General features: G+C 50.9%; 19 protein-coding genes and 1 tRNA gene. 8 read left to right on the forward strand and 12 right to left on the reverse strand.

Annotated elements, in window-relative coordinates; translation table 11 throughout:
* Positions 1–61: 61 nt before the first annotated feature.
* From F457_RS12715 to F457_RS13355, 4 genes are all read left to right on the forward strand, one after another.
* Entirely contained in the window at positions 62–1591 is a 1530-nt protein-coding gene (locus F457_RS12715) for a glycoside hydrolase family 32 protein (RefSeq protein ID WP_169584121.1), read from the forward strand.
* 143 nt (positions 1592–1734) lie between these two features.
* Positions 1735–3027, forward strand: a complete 1293-nt coding sequence (locus tag F457_RS12720) for a GDSL-type esterase/lipase family protein (protein ID WP_018980786.1) — start codon at positions 1735–1737, stop codon at positions 3025–3027.
* 66 nt (positions 3028–3093) lie between these two features.
* Positions 3094–4560: an MBOAT family O-acyltransferase gene (locus F457_RS0108890; RefSeq protein ID WP_018980787.1), complete on the forward strand. Its 1467-nt coding sequence runs from the start codon at positions 3094–3096 to the stop codon at positions 4558–4560.
* Positions 4547–5860: an SGNH/GDSL hydrolase family protein gene (locus tag F457_RS13355; RefSeq protein ID WP_018980788.1), complete on the forward strand. Its 1314-nt coding sequence runs from the start codon at positions 4547–4549 to the stop codon at positions 5858–5860. The genes F457_RS0108890 and F457_RS13355 overlap by 14 nt, the downstream gene beginning before the upstream one ends.
* Positions 5861–5957: 97 nt before the next feature.
* Here F457_RS13355 and F457_RS14405 read toward each other — a convergent pair whose 3' ends face one another.
* The 5 genes from F457_RS14405 to F457_RS0108915 all read right to left on the reverse strand — a co-directional run bounded on the left by F457_RS14405 (position 5958) and on the right by F457_RS0108915 (position 8431).
* On the reverse strand, positions 5958–6383 hold the full coding sequence (locus F457_RS14405) for an HNH endonuclease (RefSeq protein WP_018980789.1): 426 nt from the start codon (positions 6381–6383) through the stop codon (positions 5958–5960).
* A gap of 48 nt (positions 6384–6431) precedes the next feature.
* Positions 6432–6800, reverse strand: a complete 369-nt coding sequence (locus tag F457_RS13365) for a hypothetical protein (protein ID WP_156809415.1) — start codon at positions 6798–6800, stop codon at positions 6432–6434.
* Positions 6801–6948: 148 nt separating this feature from the next.
* Positions 6949–7023 (reverse strand) — tRNA-Thr (locus tag F457_RS0108905).
* Between the two features lie 71 nt (positions 7024–7094).
* The gene (locus tag F457_RS0108910; RefSeq protein WP_018980791.1) at positions 7095–7274 is read right to left on the reverse strand and encodes a hypothetical protein; all 180 of its coding nucleotides are present in this window, start codon (positions 7272–7274) and stop codon (positions 7095–7097) included.
* A complete protein-coding gene (locus F457_RS0108915) occupies positions 7271–8431 on the reverse strand; it encodes an Mrp/NBP35 family ATP-binding protein (RefSeq protein WP_018980792.1) in 1161 nt (386 codons plus the stop codon). Before F457_RS0108915 ends, F457_RS0108910 begins: the two co-directional genes overlap by 4 nt.
* 110 nt (positions 8432–8541) lie before the next feature.
* Between F457_RS0108915 and F457_RS0108920 the strand changes: the two genes are divergently transcribed.
* Together F457_RS0108920 and F457_RS0108925 are read left to right on the forward strand one after the other, a co-directional pair.
* On the forward strand, positions 8542–10098 hold the full coding sequence (locus F457_RS0108920) for a Do family serine endopeptidase (protein ID WP_018980793.1): 1557 nt from the start codon (positions 8542–8544) through the stop codon (positions 10096–10098).
* Between the two features lie 34 nt (positions 10099–10132).
* Positions 10133–10477, forward strand: coding sequence for a hypothetical protein (locus F457_RS0108925; RefSeq protein WP_018980794.1), 345 nt, complete (start codon positions 10133–10135; stop codon positions 10475–10477).
* A gap of 195 nt (positions 10478–10672) precedes the next feature.
* Here the strand turns inward: F457_RS0108925 and F457_RS0108930 are convergent, their stop codons facing one another.
* The 3 genes from F457_RS0108930 to F457_RS0108940 form a co-directional block, all read right to left on the reverse strand.
* Positions 10673–11503: a TerB family tellurite resistance protein gene (locus tag F457_RS0108930; RefSeq protein WP_018980795.1), complete on the reverse strand. Its 831-nt coding sequence runs from the start codon at positions 11501–11503 to the stop codon at positions 10673–10675.
* Positions 11504–11520: 17 nt separating this feature from the next.
* Positions 11521–11796 carry a ribbon-helix-helix domain-containing protein gene (locus tag F457_RS12735; protein ID WP_083912755.1) on the reverse strand — a complete coding sequence of 92 codons (276 nt, stop codon included), beginning with the start codon at positions 11794–11796 and terminating at the stop codon, positions 11521–11523.
* 62 nt (positions 11797–11858) lie between these two features.
* Entirely contained in the window at positions 11859–12995 is a 1137-nt protein-coding gene (locus tag F457_RS0108940; RefSeq protein WP_018980797.1) for an acyl-CoA dehydrogenase family protein, read from the reverse strand.
* 195 nt (positions 12996–13190) lie between these two features.
* Here F457_RS0108940 and F457_RS12740 point away from each other — a divergent pair, with 195 nt between their 5' ends.
* Positions 13191–14753, forward strand: coding sequence for an adenosine deaminase family protein (locus F457_RS12740; protein ID WP_018980798.1), 1563 nt, complete (start codon positions 13191–13193; stop codon positions 14751–14753).
* Positions 14754–14761: 8 nt separating this feature from the next.
* Complete coding sequence (locus F457_RS0108950; RefSeq protein WP_018980799.1) at positions 14762–15835, forward strand: purine nucleoside permease; 1074 nt, start codon at positions 14762–14764, stop codon at positions 15833–15835.
* Positions 15836–16010: 175 nt separating this feature from the next.
* Here the strand turns inward: F457_RS0108950 and tgt are convergent, their stop codons facing one another.
* From tgt to F457_RS0108970, 4 genes are all read right to left on the reverse strand, one after another.
* The gene (tgt, locus tag F457_RS0108955; RefSeq protein ID WP_026294314.1) at positions 16011–17150 is read right to left on the reverse strand and encodes a tRNA guanosine(34) transglycosylase Tgt; all 1140 of its coding nucleotides are present in this window, start codon (positions 17148–17150) and stop codon (positions 16011–16013) included.
* A gap of 50 nt (positions 17151–17200) precedes the next feature.
* Positions 17201–18259, reverse strand: a complete 1059-nt coding sequence (gene queA / locus F457_RS0108960) for a tRNA preQ1(34) S-adenosylmethionine ribosyltransferase-isomerase QueA (RefSeq protein WP_018980801.1) — start codon at positions 18257–18259, stop codon at positions 17201–17203.
* Between the two features lie 75 nt (positions 18260–18334).
* Positions 18335–18943, reverse strand: a complete 609-nt coding sequence (locus tag F457_RS0108965; RefSeq protein ID WP_018980802.1) for an MlaC/ttg2D family ABC transporter substrate-binding protein — start codon at positions 18941–18943, stop codon at positions 18335–18337.
* A gap of 60 nt (positions 18944–19003) precedes the next feature.
* Positions 19004–19807, reverse strand: coding sequence for an MlaA family lipoprotein (locus F457_RS0108970; protein WP_026294316.1), 804 nt, complete (start codon positions 19805–19807; stop codon positions 19004–19006).
* Positions 19808–20012 lie beyond the last annotated feature (205 nt).

Below are 20012 nucleotides of genomic sequence, written 5' to 3' on the forward strand. Positions count from 1 at the left end.
GGCCTCGGTGTCAGTGACGCTGATGGCGGCAGGGAGTTCAAAAGGGAGTAGCGCGTTGTCTGTGACCAAGAGCGATGATTTTTACGAGAAACTCTATCGTCCGCATATTCATTTTAGCCCATCTTTTGGCTTTGTGAATGATCCCTGTGGGTTAGTTTATGATGGTAAGCAGTATCATCTCTACTATCAGTTCCGTCCGATGCATAATCTGACCAATGAAGTGGATTGGGGCCATGCGGTTAGCCCTGATATGTATCAGTGGGAAGATCGTGGTCATGCTATCGTTAATAGTGACGAAAAGGGGATGGCTTTTACTGGGAGTGTCGTGGTTGACGGTCAAAACACGTCTGCGCTCTTCCCGCCAGGGAAGGCTCCTTTACCGGCAAACCAGATGAAGGGCGGATTGGTTGCGCTTTATACGCGGGATGATCGCTCTATTCGTAAAAACCACAAATCCACAATCCATGCTGCATGGAGTGGTGATGGTGGGAACCATTACGAAGACTTTGCCCATAACCCCGTGCTGGATTTAAATGATCCTGACACGCGTGATCCGCAAGTTTTCTGGCATGCTCCCTCTCAGAAATGGGTGCTTGCTCTTGCGTCAGCCTATACGCATGAAATCCTGTTTTACGGGTCTCGGAATCTGATCAAATGGGAACATTTGAGCACCTTTGCTCCAGCGGGTTATCAGGGTGTTGAGTTTGAATGCCCTAATTTGGTTGAGCTGGAAATTGAAGGCGAAAAAACAAAGAAATGGGTGCTGTTCATTTCGCTTAATCCAGGTTCCCCACAGGGTGGAAGTTCCATCCAATATTTCGTTGGCTCGTTTGATGGCAAGAAGTTCGTCGCTGATAACAGCGTTATGGACTTCACGGATTTTGCGAAAGATTCCTACGCGTTACAAATTTTCAATGATGCACCTGATGGGGTGAAATGTGGGGTATCATGGTTTGGAAATTGGCAATATTGCTTCTTCCAGCCACCCAAGAACTGGTCTGGTGCCATGACGTTGCCGCGTCAGTTCCATCTACGTCGTAATGAGATCGGCTTGCCGATGCTTATTCAGCGTCCGGTGGGTATTGATGCGCTCGTGGCTAAAACACTGACATCCTCTCAATTTGTGATGGAGTATGAGCGTAAGGTAGAGAAGACCGTGGCTCTGCCAACCAATGCAGCTATTGATGTGCGGCTTGAAGCCCAGGTGACACATTCTGTGGAACCCAATGGATGGTTAGATATTGAGTTCTCCAATAAAGATGGAGAAGTGTTGAGCCTTGGCTATCAACGTCAGACCAAGAGTTTCTGGATTGATCGGAGCGGGTTGAAAGGCTTTTCCAATCATACGTTTAGCACGCATTTTGCGGCCTCATTGCCTCGTGACAGCAAGAGCTTCCAAGCACAGATCATCCTCGATGGGTGCACGTTAGAGGTGTATCTCAATGATGGTGCTGGGGTTGGTACTTGCCTCGTTTTCCCCAAAGCGGCTTTGGATACTCTGACATTGCGTTCTTCTCAACTTGGGTTGGATGTGAAAAAGTTTGAGGTGAATGCGCTGAAAACGACGGTTAAAGAAAGAGAGTATCTCTAAAAAGAGCGAGTGCTCTTCTAGAAAGCGTATCAAACGGCTGCGACGTGTTTTGTCGTGGCCGTTTTGTCATTTAGGGGATGGCGGCGTTTTTTATAATGTGAAACAAGACAGTGAACTGCCGATGGGCTTGTGGTCATGAAGAGATGGCCGATCGTGATGAACAGGGTTTTGGTATGGCACTCTCCTTTTCTCAATATCTGATGATTGTAAGCACCTTTATGCTTGTAGCAGGGGGGCAGACGGTCTCAGAGGCATCGGCTCAGCATAGTGTGAAACATGGGGGGCATCAGTCCCTAGCTCATCATAAGCCCGTTCATCATGCGCCTTTAGCGCCGTTACCAACGGAGAGCATGGCTCTTACAAATTATGGTGATCCGAACCTGTGGCGCTTTTCTTCTGCTTTGCAGAGGGCGAACACGCAGACCGTGCATATCGTTCAATTTGGAGACTCCCATACAGCTGCAGATTTTTTCACAGGTGAGTTAAGAGACGCCTTTCAGCAGCGTTTTGGGAATGGTGGTGTCGGGTTTATCAGCCCGTTGACTGTGCCGGGACAGCGCTATGAACAGGTCGTGATGCCGCGTGCAGGAAGCGATTGGGTTCTGAAAACCAGTCGTCGTGATCTTGATGATGTTTTCTCTCTTGGTGGAAGTCATGCACAACCTCAAGGGCACCAGCGCTCCATGACCATTGCGTTTCGAGATGAGAGCACGAGCTTGGAGCCATTGCGCGCACGAGCTTTTTATAAAACAGAGCGACCTAACCTGTTGATCGAACAAGATGAGCATGGTCGTCATGAGGTGGCTCTTTCGCAGCCGCAATGGGGGTATAGCGCGCCCGTAACGCTGACATTACCGGTGACGATGACGGTACAAAATGGTGCTGCGGGTACGCAAATCGGGGGGTGGTATTTAGACCGCTCTCATGGGGTCGTGTTATCATCTATAGGCAGTAATGGGGCGTCTTTATCGTTATTAGAACATTGGCAAAATGATTGGTATGCTCAGCTTCAAAAGCTGCATCCTGCTATGATCATTTTAGCGTATGGCACCAATGAATCACTCAATAAGACGCTTGATTTTGATCAATATCGCCAGTCCTACGCCCATATTATTCGGCAATTACGCCAAGAAAATCCTACTTCTGTGATTCTTATGGTGGGGCCGAGTGATAATGCTTCTGCTCGTGCGGGGGGAAATTGCCGCCATATGGTGGGGTTGGAGAAGATCATCGCTACTCAAAGAGCGGTCGCACGACAGGAGCATGTCCTTTATTGGGATTGGCGCGCTTTTATGGGCGGAGCCTGCTCTATTAATTCATGGCGGGCGCATCATGAAGGCCAAGAAGATCGTGTGCATCTCTTGCGACCGGGGTATCAACGGAGTGCACGCGGGCTTTATAAAAATATTATGAAGATACTTAACATAGCTCCGTAAAAACTCTAGACCAAAGAATAGACTATTGAGGGCCTGAAAATCGTTAGTGCGGCGGAATATCCATAGATGAATATTTTATCTCTTGAATTTTTTGAGTTCTTTTCATGTTTTTTCGTTTTGTATTGGATTTTACAGCCGTCTCTTTTCCTTCAAAATCTTCTTTTACTAGCGGGAAGTCTTTTCTTTATCAGCTGGGGGAGTGCGTATAATTTCTACGTTCTTTTAGGATGGACGGGATGTGTCTATGGCATAACGCTTTTCTGGCGCAAAACAGGGCGTACAACAGCGACGAATATTATTTTATGCGTGTTGATCTTTACGTTCTTTTTTCTTTTTCGTTTTTACGCGGCTCTTCAGGAAAGTCTTAAAAGCTTTTTGGATGGGATTGGTCTTCCCATTGCTCTTCCGATGGTAGTTGGGGTCGCCCCGTTGGGCCTGTCTTTTTATGTCTTCCATTCTGTAAGCTACGTGATCTCGCTTCAGCGCACGGAAGTCGTCAAAAACCGTGGGGCATTCCCAGCGCATACGATCAATGGCAACAAAGAGAGTTTCTTTTCGTTCCTGCTTTATACGAGCTTTTTCCCTAGTATCGTATCTGGGCCGATTAACCGAGCGGTGGATTTGTTTCCACAGCTTATGCCTTTTCAGATGCGTCGTATTTTACTGCCCAAACAAGCAGTAGGTCTTATTCTTTTAGGGCTTTTAAAGCTTTTTCTTGTCAGTGATTACTTAGATAAGCATCTCGTAAGTCCTGTCTTTAGTGCACCGAGTAACGCCACGCCTGTTGCTTCTCTTACGGCTGTTATTGCGTATGCGTGGCAAATTTATATGAATTTTTCGGGCTATACTGATCTTGTGCGTGGGATTGGTCTGTTATTAGGTTTCCATTTGCCGGAAAATTTCAATGCGCCTTATTTAGCGGCTAATATAAGCGAGTTTTGGCGGCGGTGGCATATTACATTGTCGCGCTTTATCACCGATTATATTTATATTCCTCTTGGTGGTAATCGCCGTGGTTTTGTTCGGCAGAATATCAATGTTCTCATTGCTATGGGGCTCTCTGGATTGTGGCATGGTGTGGGGATGAACTTCTTCATTTGGGGGATGCTTCACGGGGCGGGGCTTGTTGTTCTCAATGGCTTTAACCGTCTCAAAATGGTGATCGCTGACGATGTAAAGCAGCGTATTCCCTCGCGTTTAGCTCATGAAGGGGCGCGCTTCGTAACGTTTGTTTTCCTGTGTCTAACATGGGTCTTTTTCCGCTCAGCTAATTTTGACGATGCTATCACGTTGTTAAGTTCATTGACGCATTGTTTTTCGAGCGAGTTGTTTGATCCACATATGCTGATTTTGTGGGTGCTGATCGCTGTGACGGCCTTCTACGGTTTTCTCGATCATCTGAAAAAGCGTGTTTGGGGATACTGTGAGTGGTTGCCATGGTGGGCCTATCCTTTCGGGATAGCGGCGCTCTTAACGTTGATTTTCATGTTTGCTCCAGCTGGAACACCAGGGTTTATTTATGCCAATTTTTGAGAGTGTTGTTCTTTACCGCCGCACCCTTAAAAGTGTGCTTGTCGCCTTGGGAATCACGGGATTAAGCTCTGGCCTGTTTCTGTGGTTAAACCAGCAGGGGCTGGATCATTCATGGCAGCAAGAGCGTCATGAACCTGCCCCTTGGAGCCATTTTACCTCCTCTCTTTGGGGAGAGGGAGCTGTGATTGAAAATAGCTTGCGTGCTCAGGTTTCTCACTTAGAAGCAGGGCTGGCTTCTTACCAAGACATTATGAGCAGCAGCATGGCTGTAACGGCTCAAAATGGTGCGGATGATGACTTAGATATTGGGGGAGAGGCCCCAGTACAGGTGCAAAAACCGCTTCCTCAGCAGCATCATACTCCTTCGCTCAGTCATTCTCATAAAGAGGAGGAAAAGCCGGGGCCTCGACAGAAAGCGCAAGAGAAGCCTCCTTCCATGCAAGGGCATAAAGCACCTCCATTGCCTTTGGTTGAGAAGGCCCTAAAAATTGATAGGGCTCACAACAATTCTACGGTGCAGGAAGCGCCGCTTCCGCCACCAAGTGCTGCGCCATTGCCGCAACCGGTTCACAAAGAACCACCGCCTCCCCCAGCACCGTCCTCTGAGGTAAAGCAGGGTGGGGCTGCTCCTCCTCCTCATGTCCAAAAAGACGTTGGACAGAATCATATTCTTTTTATTGGTGATTCGATGATGCAGGGGGTGGCGCCTCATGCGGTAACGGCATTGCGGCGGCATTATCATATTCAAAGCTATGATTTGAGTCTTCAGAGCACGGGCCTATCGTATCCCAGCTTTTTCAATTGGCCAGAAACGCTACGGAAAACCTTGGCTGATAAGCCGGGGATTACAACCGTCGTGGTCTTTTTGGGGCCTAATGATCCGTGGGATATGCCCTCAACCGCTCGGCATGGCCATTATCTCAAATTCCGTTCCCCAGCGTGGGAAGAGGATTATCGCGGGCGTATTCGGAGCATTCTTGACGCTGCAAAAGCTCATGATGTGCGCGTGATCTGGATTGGCCCTCCCGCGACAAAGCGTGAACGTTTATCAGCAGGTATTCTCTACCTAGACCAGCTCTTTCAAAGTGAAGTGGAGCAGGCAGGGCAAACCTACATTTCGGTCGATAAGCTCTTCCATTATCATGATCATACCTACAGCGAGACAATGGAGCGCAATGGCCACGAAATACGCTTGCGCAGTGCTGACGGCACGCATTTTACGCCTACAGGACAGAGGGTGATTGCCGAAGCTGTGATGAAGACGCTGCGACCTGACCTCGGAGTGCCGCCTTCTCCATGAGGAGGGAAGGAAGATATAGGCCCACGGTTAGCGAGCTCAGAACGACTTTTATCTGAAGGGGGTGAGCACGCAGGGATAGTGTCAAAGAAGAGATAGCTTAATCGTTAAAGCGTAAGTGTCCTAGGTTCTTTTCTAGAACAGCAACAATATCGAGGAATTTCTTTTTGAGTAGCTCGTGTTGCTTCCCAAAATGGGCCTCGCGGTGGCAGTTGGGGCATAACGCGATGATTGATTGAGGATGGTCAGGTCCACCATCGGTTAGACGGAGAATATGGTGCGCCTCTAAATAGGGGTATCCTTGGGCAGTTAGAAAAGGAGCGGGACGCTGGCAATGCTCACATTTTCCTTCCGCTCTTGCCAAGATATAATCTCGTATTGCTTTGCTTCTGCTGAAAACGGTGCTTGGGGCATGCTCAGACTTTAGCTTTGGAATAGCGACCGCTTTAAACGCTTTTTCTCTTAAAGTGTGGAAGGGCGTTTGATCTGGTTCCTGTATGGTGAGTGGTGTTACGTCGTTGGACACGTAATCTTGAGGGATCAAAGTGAAAACAATTGCTTTGCGGAGGTTCCCTTAGGCGTCTTTTTGATTTTCAGATTCCCACCCAGCACAGGTGAATAAGCCTCTAAAACGAACGATGCCAGTTTTGTGTGTTTGTTGAAACAGTAGTAGATCCTTACTGTTTTTCACATGATCGTGGATGGCTTTATTCCCTGCGGTCATTTTCATATCGCCCGTTTGACCTTGGCCTGTATATCTCAATCTTCCATCTTTTTGGAAAACGTCTTGATAACCTACACGGTTTGCTCCACCGCCCGTGAAGATAAAAATACCGGGACAGTTGATTGGAGTAGAAATTCCGCTCTGCTCCTGTCCCTTATAGAGTTTATGAATATCATTACGGCGGTGGTACGTGCCGTATATCTGGAAAGGCCACGTCATCGTTGTAGAGTAAAAGGGAAGGTTTACACCGGCAAGCACTAGATGAGTGCAATAATATTTTTATTGGATTATACGGGTAAATAGTCCAATTCTTTTTATAAGAATTGAAATTCAGTATATTCTTAATTTTATAAAGAAGGGGAAAATCTGGTGCCGGATGAGAGATTCGAACTCCCGACCTTCGGTTTACAAAACCGCTGCACTACCACTGTGCTAATCCGGCGCTAAGATGAGAAGCTAAATGTCATTTCTCGCGTGGTTAATCAAGAGGGAAAATGCATTTTTATGCAGAAATTATGGTGCCTTAGTTTTTGTTGGGGTGAGAAGGTGCCCCGGAGGCCCTAAGACAGGGCCATCTGTGACGAAACCATAGCCATCATCTGACAGCCCTGGATGGTGCGTGCCCTGCGAAGAGCTGCATCCGATGATCAGTAAAGGAAAGCCTAAAAGAACGGCCCATGCAGAGCGCTTCATGAGGCAGTTCCTTCTGACGATGAGCGCAGTGAGGTAGCCACAGAACGTGCAAGAGTGTGATAGGCCTTTGCGCCTTCACTCTCAGGAGATGCCACAATAAGTGGCGTTCCGTTATCGGCACTGCTGCGAATCTCGCGAAGAAGAGGAACTTCTCCCAGGAAGGGCAATCCAAGCTTATGAGCTTCATCACGGGCACCACCATGACCGAAAAGATCTGTGCGTTCATGGCAATGGGGGCAGCAGAAATAGGACATGTTTTCAACAAGCCCAAGAATAGGGGTCTGTGTCTTTTCAAAAAGCGCGGCCCCGCGCCGTGCATCCAGTAGGGCAATATCTTGAGGGGTGGACACCATCACCGCCCCACCATGACGGAGTTTGTCACCGAGTTTTTGTGTTAAAGTAAGCTGGGCATCGCCCGTGCCAGGAGGCATATCAACGACCAAAACGTCCAACTGGCCCCAGTCCACATCTCCCATAAACTGGATAAGAGCCCCCATAACCATAGGGCCTCGCCAGATCACGGCTTGCTCTTCACTGACGAGATAGCCGATCGACATGGTTTTAAGGCCCCAGGCCTCTAATGGCTGAAGTTTGCCGTCGATAACGGTGGGTTTATGGCTTTCTCCAAGCATACGCGGCAGCGAAGGGCCGTGGACATCCGCATCAAGAAGGCCTGTTTCAAAGCCGAGCTGGGCGAGGCCGCAGGCCAAGTTGACAGCCGTTGTGGACTTGCCAACGCCTCCTTTACCAGAGGCAACGGCGAGAACAGCCTTCACACCGGGGAGGAACCCCTCTGGTGGCGTAGGACGGCTAGCGGCTCCCTTAGGCGGGCGTTTACCAAGAAAGGGACGGTGATGGGCGGCAGCCGGTGTTGTGCGTTTCTGTGTGGCTGTCTGCTGGGCGGGTGACGGCATGGCGCGATGAGCGGTGAACGTTACCGTAACGTCTGTGAGGCCTTCATGAAGAGCAAGGGTTTTCTCTAACGTGGTTTTTAAAAGGGTGAGTTGCTCTGTGTCTTTGGCGGTAGTGGTGAGAACAATATGAGCATGCCCATCACGCACGGTGAGGCCGTCAAGCTGTATCTCTGGCGTTAACTCATGCTCATTGAGGATGAGGGAAACATAGTCTTTAAGGGCGGAAAAGTCTGGCTGTGTCATAAGCTGCTATTCTCTCATGGAAAACACATGGCTGGAAGCAGAAAAAGTCACCCTTCATTATGGGAGGAAGAGAGGATGACGTGTCCGCTTAGGTGCGCTAGGATTTTGCTATGAGCCGATTCATTCACCGTTCTGTCCCGTTTCGTGCGGCCTTACTGGCTGCCTTGAGCCTAGCACCTCTTCATGCGTTTGCTGAAGAAAAGCCTGCTCCCCCTCCAACAAAGGCGACCTTGCCGGCGTTAAAAGAGGGAATCGCTTTGCCAGGCTTTGCCGACCTAACAGACCGTTTGCTGCCTGCGGTGGTTAACATCTCGGTCTCAAGTGTGATTCGCCCTCAGCAAGATGGAAGTGATGGGCCAGATACGAGCAGCCCTAACGGGCCACAAACACCGCCTTATCCTCAAGGCTCGCCGCTTGATAAGTTCTTTCATGATTATATGAAGCATAAGCACCAAGACGGTGCGCCAGAGCGGCAGGTGCAGGCACTTGGGTCGGGCTTTATTATTGACCCGTCCGGTGTGGTGGTCACGAATAATCACGTTATTGATAAAGCGCAGCAGGTGACGGTTGTGCTCAATGACGGCACAGAAATGCCAGCTAAAATTGTCGGGCGTGATAGCCAGGTCGATCTCGCTGTGTTGCAGGTAAAGCCTGCTCATCCACTCCCTTCTGTGCCTTTGGGGCATAGTGACCAAGCCCGTATTGGGGAATGGGTGTTGGCGATCGGGAATCCATTTGGCCTGAGCGGTACGGTGACGGCGGGGATTATTTCCTCACGTAAACGGAATGTCGAGCATGGGCTGTATGACGATTTCATCCAGACCGATGCTGCCATTAACCGTGGGAATTCCGGAGGCCCGCTCTTCAATACACGCGGCGAAGTTATCGGGATCAATACGCTGATCTACGGCGGCGCTGGTGGTGATTCGATTGGGATTGGTTTTGCGATCCCGTCTGATGATGCACGTGGGTTGATTGAGCAGTTGCGTCGTAACGGTTATGTCAATCGCGGTTGGATGGGCGTCAGTTTTCAGGACGTAACCCACACGATGGCTGACGATCTCGACTTTCATGCAGATGATGGGCAGCCGGGAAAAGGGGCCATTCTCTCGACGGTAAAGGCCGGCGGCCCTGCGGCTAAGTCGGGGCTTGCTGTGGGGGATATCGTCACAGCGATTGATGGCCAAGCGATCACAGGACAGACTATGCCGCGTCTCGTGGCGGCCCATGAGCCTGGCACGTCCATTACGCTGGATGTGTGGCATCGTGGGAGCCGCAAGAAAGTGGCTTTAACCCTTGGGAAATCTCCTAATGCGCCAGATCCCTTGCCTTCTGATACGCATCCGCCTGCTCACCCAACGAAAACGGTTGGGAATATTGGTTTAAAAGTGAGCGTGATTGATGCCGATGCTCGCACGCAATATCAGCTTTCTGATAGCCAGCGTGGGGTTTTGGTAACCCGTGTGTTTGACAGTGGTACAGCAGCCGCACGGGGAATAGCGGAAGGGAATGTTATCACTCAGGTGGGTGAGAGTGAGGTGAATAGTCCTGATGCTTTCCAAGCCGCTTTAGAGCGTGCACGCGAGATGAAAAAATCAGAAGTCTTACTGCTCGTGCAAGATAATGACGGCATGCGCTGGGTGCCTCTTCCATTAGAAGCTCGGTGAGGGTGATTTTTACGTTGAGTGAGGAGCAAACGCGATGAAAGAGCTTTTGTCACGGCGTATGTTGGATAAATGGCTCATTCTTGCGGGTGTTGCCTGTATGGCCATTTGTCTCTCATGGGTTTCAGCTTACCTCATGATGACTGTTGGTCTTTCGTTAATGATGAATTCTGGAAAGACCTCTTTCCTTGAGGAGTTTTTGGTAATCGTCATCGTGTTAACGCCGGTGCCGGCGGTTATGGCCGTTGTCTTTGCGACGTTACGGTTTGCTATTACCCGGCGCTGGCTTACGATCAGTGCCATTGCATTGCTGCCTTTATGGGGTGCTATGCTTTTGGGGGTGCTCTGGTATTTTTTCGTAACGTATCATGTGATGTCCTGATGATAGCTCTGTGTCATCGCTTGCCTTGATTGTGCAGAGAGCTATTTTTGACTAAAAAGTTCATCATACGATGAAACCGAGATTTATTTCGGTCAGAAAGGGAAATAGCGCTGTCAAAGAAAGATGAGCGGAAGATGGAGCAACCGTTATGTGTTGTGCGCTCTTTCCTGACTTGAGCTGAAAAGAGGAGGGCTTTTATAGCCCTCGGTCACGTTTAATGCGATCCCATGCGGCGTTGATCTGGGCCATGCGTTCTTGAGCGGCAAATTGCTCTGTGCTGCTGAGGTTCCGTTCGGCGAGGCGGTCTGGGTGGTGCTCCCGCACAAGGATAAGCCAGCGGCGGCGTACTTCATGGTCGCTGGCTGTGCGAGCAATCCCTAAGACGCGGTATGCATCGGTTGGGCTACTTTCGGCCATGCGCGATTGTCCGCTTTCAGCACGCTCCCAAGCGCGTTCAGAGAGACGGAAGGCCTTATGAACGCGTCGTAAATAGTCAGCTTCTTTCGGATGGAGAGAGCCACCTTTGGGGATGTCTGCGCGCGCTATGCGGAAGAGGACGGTCAGCAAGGTCTCAAGAGGTTCAGTCTTGTCCGCAAAGGCCTTGCCCATCTCACGGGCGTATAATTCGAAATCATCGGTGCGTTCACGCGCGCGGTCAAAAACGAGCCCGACTTCACGCATATTCTCTTCAGGGAAACGAAAAGACATTTTAAAAGCGTTGATTTCTGTTTTGTTAACCGGCCCGTCAATTTTTGCCATTTTGGCACAGAGGGCCACAACACCGAGGCCATAGAGATGGTCACGTTTGCCTAAAATAGACGCCATTTTAGCGGTTGCAAAAAAGGCAGCACCACTAGGATCCGGCTTTCCTGTCGTGTCAAAATGACTGTTCCAAGAGCCGGAAGGAGGTGTCAGGAGCTGTTTTTTATCGGCCATATGACCGAGAGCGAGCCCCATCAAGCTGCCAAAAGGCCCTCCGGCTGCAAAGCCTGCGGCCCCACCAAAAACTTTTCCCCAGAAAGCCATATATGTTCCCTCGTTTTCTATAGTTCTACCATGTTCTCCGACGGGTCGGAACGGGATTGTGGGAAAAACATACGCTCCTCTGACATAGCGACATAACGCAGGGCGGTAATTCGCAGCACGGAGGCAAGGCTTTGCTGTGCGGAGCGTTGCCGGTCAAGCTGAGTGATAAAACCGGCAAGGGACTCTTTTTTGTGTTGAGCCATCTGTTCCAAAATAAACCAGAATTCCCACTCTAAGGCGATAGAGGTGCGGTGCCCTGATAGACTGACACTGCGTTTATGGAGACCGTTCATAAGAGGGAACGCTTTCTGCTGACATCCACGTGACATCTGTATAGAGCATAATGGCGTGTTTCTTAAGAAGGGAAGAGAGCGTTAAAGCCAGCCTTTTCAAGAACCGTATCGGCTTGAGGGGAATGAATGCGACCACACAGGACGTCACGATAATGGCGCTCCAGCGGGTTATCTTGGCTTAACCCCGGGTTGCCGCTTACTTCAATGGCGCGTTGGACGGCACTAATGGCTTGTTCTGTGACGAGGCGTTTAATTTGTGAGGCTTCTGTCAGCGTGATGGCCTCATAATGTGTTTGAGCGTGATTCAGCAGGGCGGTGTTCGAGAGGAGAAGCCCGTCTATCTCACCTACAATTGTTTGGAAGCGCGGCAACGTTGCTAAAGGGCGCCCAAGGCCTGAGGGTACACGTTTTTGGAGAAAAGACGTAAACCATTGTCGAGCGGAACGGGCGATGGCGTTATAGAGATGTGCCAAGATCAGAGCATGCCAGACAAAGAGGCCGGGGGTCTCTGGGTTCCCTTCTTCAGTAGATACAATATTGGCAAGGTAGCGTTCTGGAACGGGGGCATCGTTAAAGACAATGGTGTCACTCCCCGTGGCGCGCATTCCGAGATGATGCCAGCTTTTTTGCACGGCAATGGCTTCTTGGTCGAGCCGGACAAGCACTTGCCCGACACGCTGGGGGTTCTCATCTGTAGCGCACCATACAAGCCCCCAGCGAAGAGCAGATGACCCGGTGGAGAAAATTTTGCGCCCGCTGAGTACCCATTGACCATTCACATGGCTTAGACGCGTAGCAGGGATGCCACCTCGAGAAGGCGTGCCGAGCTCCGGTTCCACACGTAGGGCATTCACAAGTGAGCCATGAGCTTTGATGTCGGAAAGGACTTCTTCCTTCAGGGCTTCTGGCCAGCTTGGTGACGTCGCGATGGAGAAGCAATGGAGATATTGCATCGCGACGATTAGAGCCGTTGAGGGATCATTTTCGGCTAGGGAGGCGATGATGCGTGTCATATCCTGAAAGTCAATTCCAGCACCGCCATACTCTTGAGGGACAGCAAGAGAGAGAATTCCTTCATGGCGCAGGAAGTCCAGTGTCGGCTGAGCGATTTCCCCTAGCTGATCATACTGAGCTGCGCGCTTGCGTATGCTTTGTGCGTGGTCTTGAAGAGATAAAAGGGCGTCCGAAAGCGGCGACATGGGAGAACTCCCTTAAATGAATAGGATATGCTGAATATAAGAAAAGCGTATCATTAAAAAACGACAGTAAAAAGACCATTAAAAATTAAACGATATATATAAGGGATAATGTGCTATTCTGTTGGGCTTTTATGATGGGTTTTACTTGTCAGCTGATCGGGAAATCATCATCATAAGCTCATGAAAATTTCCACGATGATGTCCTCCCTTTTAGGGGTGTTTGTTGGCAGCGCTCCTTTAGCTTTCGCTGCTCCTTCCTCTTCTCATACGGCTCCCTCAGCGGCTGCTCTTTATGAGAGCGTAAAGCATGATCCCGTCCAGCTTGGTCTGTTTATGCAAAGTTTCCCTAAAGGGGCTGACCTGCATAATCATATGTCAGGGGCGATTTATGCCGAAAGCTTTCTAAAATGGGCGGCGAAAGATGGGCTCTGTGTGAACCTCCCACAAGGGAAGATAGTGCCGGAGCGTTGTGGTGCCCCTGTTGAAGGGATGGAAGCTGCAGCAAGTCTCAGTTCAGATGCCCCGGCTTGGAATGGTATGATTGATGCCCTGTCGATGCGTGATTTTGTGCCGACAGCAACGGATCGTTCCGGCCATGACCATTTCTTCAGTACGTTTGAACGCTTTGTTGCTCTGGAAAAAGACCATCAAGGTGACATGCTGGCAGAAGCGCTTGAACATGCGGCGCATGACCATGTGCAATATCTGGAATTGCAGGTTTCTACTGCCTCTTCCGCTGGTCTCGATAGCATGATGGCTGCGGTGAAGAATAAGCAGCTCAACAATGCGGCTGATATCCCAGCATTTCATCAAGCGTTACAGCCTGTTTTGCCGAAAATGGTGGAGGCCTCACGCAAAGGGGTGGATGCGATGGAAAAGCGTGCCCATGAGGTGCTTCAATGCGGAACTGCTCAAGCGAAGCCTGGCTGTGGGGTGACGGTGCGTTATCTCTTCGAGACGTTGCGTATTGTGCCGCCTAAAGTCACCTATCCTCAGCTTGAGGTCGGTTATGCGGTTGTGAAGAATGACCCACGTTTTGTAGGGGTTAATATTGCCGCTCCTGAAGATGATGCGACGGCGCTGCATGATTACGACCTGCATATGCAGATGTTCCACTATCTTAATAGTGTCTATCCGGGCGTAAAACTCAGCCTTCATGCGGGTGAGATAACACCGTCTCTCGTGCCGTTGGCAGACCTCGACCATCATATCTGGAGTGCGATTGATGTGGCAGGCGCACAGCGTATCGGTCACGGGATTGATGTGATGTGGGAGCATGATCCGGCTGAATTGCTCGCGAAAATGGCGCGTCAGCACATTATGGTTGAGGTTAATCTCACCAGTAATGATGAGATTTTGGGCATCAAGGGCGATCATCATCCATTTGAACTCTATCGTCGTGCTGGTGTTCCTGTTGCTTTGTCGACCGATGATGAAGGCGTCTCACGCGGAAGTCTGACAAATGAATATGTGCGTGCGGCTCAAACCTATCATCTCAGCTATAATGACCTCGTACAGCTTTCACGTACGGGGTTAGAATATAACTTCCTGCCAGGGCAAAGCTTGTGGGTTGATCATCATATTGGGCAGAGAGTGCCAGCGTGCCATACAGCGAGCGTGACGTCTTCTTTGCCACAAAGCTGTGCGACCTTCTTAGAAAACAATCCGAAAGCGCGTCTGCAATGGCAGCTTGAAACACGTATGGCTGAGTTTGAGCGCTTGGCTGTCCGTAATCCGGTATTGAGTCACGCACGATGAAAAAGTGGATGCATCAGGCTTTTATCTATGGGGCTTTGATGATTGGGCTGGTTTGGGGTGGCGTTATGCCGTCCCAAGCACGCTCCGCACCGTTACCCGTGCGGGTCGTCGTGGTGACGACGTTTGAGATTGGTCATGATACGGGCGATATTCCCGGAGAATTTCAAAATTGGGTTGAAAAACTCCCCTTGTCACAGACTATCTCTGCGCCTGGAACAGAGCATGAGCTGTTGCGCTATAACCCTCAGCTTCATGTGCTAGGGATGGTCAGTGGTGAAGGGCCAACGCATATGGCGGCGGCGATAACGGCTCTCGCGTTAGACCCGCGCTTTGACCTCCGGCATGCGTATTTCGTGCTGGCAGGCATTGCTGGCATGAACCCTCACGCGGGCACGGTTGCGTCTGCGGCGTGGGCAGGTCATGTGGTGAATGGTGGGGAGGCTCATCTGATTGATCCACGTGAAACGCCAGCTTCGTGGCCAGATGGCTTTACACCCGTGCAGGGGAGTGTTCCCAATGAGCGGCCACGTCCGCCGCTCCATTCCATTGCTGGAGATATGGCGTTTACGCTGCGTCCTTCCCTTGTGCAGTGGGCTTATGGACTGACTAAGGATGTGCCGATGCCAGATAATGCAGCTCTGGAGGCTGTTCGTCAGACATATCATATGTTTCCTGAAGCGCTCAAAAAGCCTCATGTGATGATCGGTGATACGCTCTCTGCTGAAACCTTCTGGGTTGGAGGCCGTATGAACGATTGGGCTGAGCGCTGGGTGAGCTATTGGACAGATGGCCAAGGCAAGATGGTAACCACTGCAGAAGAGGATATCGCGCTCTGTCAGGCGCTCACTCTTCAGGGGAAAGCGGGGCGTGTTGATCCACAGCGTATCTTGATACTTCGTTCTGCAAGTAATTTCGATATGCCTCCTTCCGGTAAAGCCCCGGCGGACATGCTGGCGGCTGAAGCGCATGAAGAAGGATTTGTAGGGTTAAAAGCCTCGACCGATGCTGCTTATGAGGCGGCTAGCCCTGTTGTGCGTGAGCTTGCGACGCACTGGGCGCGTTACAAAACACAGGTTCCTTAAGAAGAGACTGTGGAAGGTGACTGTAGGAGCTTTTATGCTTCTACAGTCGCTTTTTGAGACTGCTTAAATCCACATAAGTTTGTGATAATTCCGAACTGATGTTTTCATAACGCAGGCGTTTACTAGCGCCGCATCATTCCCAAGAGATGTCGTTCAGGAGAATAATGCGGCAACGTTAGTAGCGTGGTTTAGGGAACTCGTCTTCGCTCCAGTCTCCCAATGACCAATTGTGACGGAGGGTGACAGCGAGCTCTTCCAACGTGTCATCCATAATAGCGGCACGGATTTGGCGCATCAGGCGCTGGTAATACGCTAGATTATGTAAGGTGAGCAGCATCGGGCCGAGCATTTCGTTGGCTCGGAAGAGATGGTGCAAATAAGCGCGCGAATAACGACCTGCCATTGGGCTGTCATCATCGGGAGAGAGGGGGCGTGTATCCTCCGCAAAACGTGCATTACGCAGATTCATCGTGCCGCGTTCTGTATAGGCGCGTGCGGTACGGCCGGCACGTGAAGGCATCACACAATCGAACATATCGCAGCCGCGCATGATGGCACCAAGGAGGTCATCCGGTGTGCCAACGCCCATGAGATAGCGGGGTTGGTCATCCGGTAGCATAGGGGTGGTGTAATCCAGCGTGGAAAACATCAGCTCCTGCCCTTCACCAACGGCGAGGCCACCGATAGCATAGCCTTCAAAGCCAATATCACGCAGAGCTTTGGCAGAACGCTCGCGAAGCTCTTGCTCTGTTCCGCCTTGAACAATACCAAATTGCCCATAGCCGGGACGGGCCGTGAAGGCGTCGCGTGAGCGAGCAGCCCAGCGCATAGAGCGTTCCATAGAGGCTTCCAGCACCTCTTTTGTGGCGGGGAGGGCCGGGCATTCATCGAAAGCCATGGTAATGGTAGCATCCAGCTTAAACTGGATGTCTGTCGAGCTTTCGGGTGTCAGATGATGTTTGCTGCCGTCGATATGGGAGCGGAAGGTCACGCCATCTTCAGTCAGTTTGCGCAATGGGCCGAGCGACATCACCTGAAAGCCGCCCGAGTCGGTCAGGATAGGGCCAGGCCAGTCCATCATTCGGTGCAACCCACCTAAACGCTGTACGCGCTCGGCTGTAGGCCGAAGCATGAGGTGATAGGTGTTGCCTAAGACGATTCCCGCACCAGTTGAGCGAACCGAGTCCATCGTTATCCCCTTCACGGTGCCGACAGTGCCGACAGGCATGAAGGTAGGGGTGGGGACAGATCCATGGCGTGTGTGCAGCCAGCCGGCACGTGCTTTGCCAGATTGAGTCTCTTTCTGCCAGGTCATGTGATCCGCTGGCGTTAAGTTAGGGCGAGGAGCGTCAGAGGGGTTGCGGGTCATGAAGAACGTTCCAAAAGGCAAGCATCACCGTAGGAATAGAAGCGCATTCCCTCGGCAATGGCACGGTGATAGGCCGCTTGCATGGTTGTCGTGCCGCTAAAAGCACATACCAGCATAAAAAGCGTTGAGCGGGGGAGGTGAAAGTTGGTCATTAAGGTATCAACGCAACGGAAGCGGTAGCCGGGCTTGATAAAGATGGAGGTTTCGCCCGTCCAAGGCTGCACGGTTCCATCCTCATCGGTTGCGCTTTCAAGGAGCCGAAGCGTGGTCGTGCCAACGGCGACAATGCGCCCCCCGCGTTTCTTCGTGTCATTAATTGCTTGAGCCGTTTGGGCATCAATCCGGCCCCATTCTGCGTGCATTTTATGCTCTGCAATGGTGGAGCGCACGGGGAGGAACGTGCCCGCCCCGACATGCAACGTTAGTGTGCGTTGTTCAATGCCGCGTTGGCGCAGTTGAGAGAGCAGCTCATCAGTAAAATGCAGCCCTGCTGTAGGAGCGGCGACAGCCCCGCGATAACGAGAGAAGATGGTGCGATAATCGCTATCATCGTCCAATGTTGGGCCATGAGGACGGTCAATATAAGGGGGGAGGGCGAGAGCGGCGGTGCGCTCTAAGAAAGCATCAAATGCATCACCTTCGACAGAAAAACGGAGGGTAACAGCACCATCGCCCTCATTAGCGACGACCGTTGCAGTTACCTCATCGTCACCGAACTGAAGCGTATCATTTTCTTTCAGTTTCCGCGCATTACGAGCGAGTGCGTGCCATTCCCCCTCTGGGAGAATACGGTCAAGGGTAATTCCGATTTTTGCGGCTCCGCGCGTGGCTTCCAACTTGGCACGGATGACTTCCGTATTATTTGCAACGAGAAGATCACCTTCCTTTAACAGACTAGGAAGGTCGCGTATTTGGTGCAGGCTGAGCTCTGCCCCTTCTGTTGCTAGAGGTGGTTGTACATGCAAAAGCCGAGCAGCTTCGCGCGGGCGAGCAGGCTCTGTCGCGATATGGGTACGAGGAAGGTCGAAATCGAAGGAGGCAAGGTCATCAGTCATGGCGCTGCTTCTGTAGGCTGGAGAAGAAGGTTCATCAACCCTCTTCTCGCTCTTCCTCACGATTTATGCCGGATGTTAATGCCTTAAGGCTGCGTTATAGGCGATTTGATGCTTCAAAGCATCGATCATAACCTGCACTTTCCCACCGTTACGTGTGAGGAAAGCCGTATAGTCGCTACGCTGTGTCATGCGCATGCTTGCCCCTTCCCCGTAAAGGTCAACCACCTTAGGTGGGGTGCCAGCAACTACCGTGGTGAGCGTGATATCTGGCTGGTGGGGACGACGCACAAGGAGAGACACTTTCTCTCCTGCAGGCGTCGGTACACTACCGAGCAGCTGCAATGAGACATCTTGATAATGCCCCATTTGATTGGTGACGGCGTTTAGTAGCACGCGCTCGAAAAGTTGCAGATACTCTTTTTGTTGCTCAGGGGTGGCGACGCGCCAATAGCGCCCTAAAACATAACGGCCGATTCCCGCAATATCGACGTTCTTGCGCAAAAGAGGGAGAAGCTCCTCATATTTTTTATCCGTTGATACATTGGCATTTAAAATATGGGCGAGCTGCCCTCCAAAAGAGCTGACGAAGTCCGTTGCAGGAGTTGCAAGAGCTAGGCTTGGAACGAAGCTTAGCAGGCAGGCCGTTCCGAGAATGGTGCGGCGTGTAAGACGGCGAAGCATCATAGGGATTCTCCCGGTAAAAACCTGTCGCAAAGGAAGGGGTAAAAGAAATAAATTGTTTCGTTAGTACCAGTCAGGAACTGTAGCACGATTATCGGCTTTAAGGGCATCAATATCGCTTTGGCGTTTCTGCTGCCAAGCGCTGCGCATAAAAGCGTATGGGTCAAGGCTTTGATGTTCCAGCTGATCAAGCTGGTCGATTTGGTTAGAGAAGTTATTGAAATCCCCAAGAATATTATAGGCCCAGTTGAAGTCGATGAGGCCATAACCGCTTGGAACATAGTTAATAGGAACGAGAGCCTGCCCAAGAGCATAGCCGATGGAGTCACGGAAGTTGCTAGGGCCAATGCCGGGGAGGAAGACATAAGGGCCTGATTTAATACCCCAGACGCCCATCGTCATACCGGGATCCGTTGTGTGATTCTTATAGCTGGTAAAGCTCGCCACATCAAAGAATCCAGCGACACCAGCGCTCATATTAATGAGAAAGCGCATGAATGAGTCACCGGCACGGCGTGGCTTTCCAGCGCCGACATCGGAAAAGAAGGTTGATGGCTGGCCCCATGTTTCGTTCACATTATCAACAGTGTTACGAAAAAATTTGGGAACATTGTCCCGCCAGGCCTTTCCCATGGGGCGAAGGGCGAATTTATAAGCCACCATGTTGACCAAAAACATCTTACGGTTCAGCGGTTCGTAAGGGTCATTGGCGGCTTTATAATCTTCAAGCGCTTCAGGATCTTTAGGAGGGGGGTTGCGAAGGGAGCCGCACGCACCAACACTTAGAAGAGCGAGACAACCGGCCAGAGCGCGGGTTGCACTGGTTTTGCTTCGTTTGCGCTGCATTATGCTGCGTGTGCACGCCATGTTGCTGCCGCTCCTGTTCTAATCAGATCCATATGCGAGTAGTTCGGTGGTTATATCCTTAAAAGGGCAGGATAGGAAACTGTTTTCCAACAAGAAAAGATACTTGCCGTTTCTGCGCCTTTGCAGATCGGCGCGAACCGTCTGCTCAATCATTATATTGCATATTGTGGGGAGCTGCACACCCCCTAAATCGACAGATGATGAT

Origin of the sequence: Saccharibacter floricola DSM 15669, from assembly GCF_000378165.1 — a bacterium.
Taxonomy (GTDB): domain Bacteria; phylum Pseudomonadota; class Alphaproteobacteria; order Acetobacterales; family Acetobacteraceae; genus Saccharibacter; species Saccharibacter floricola.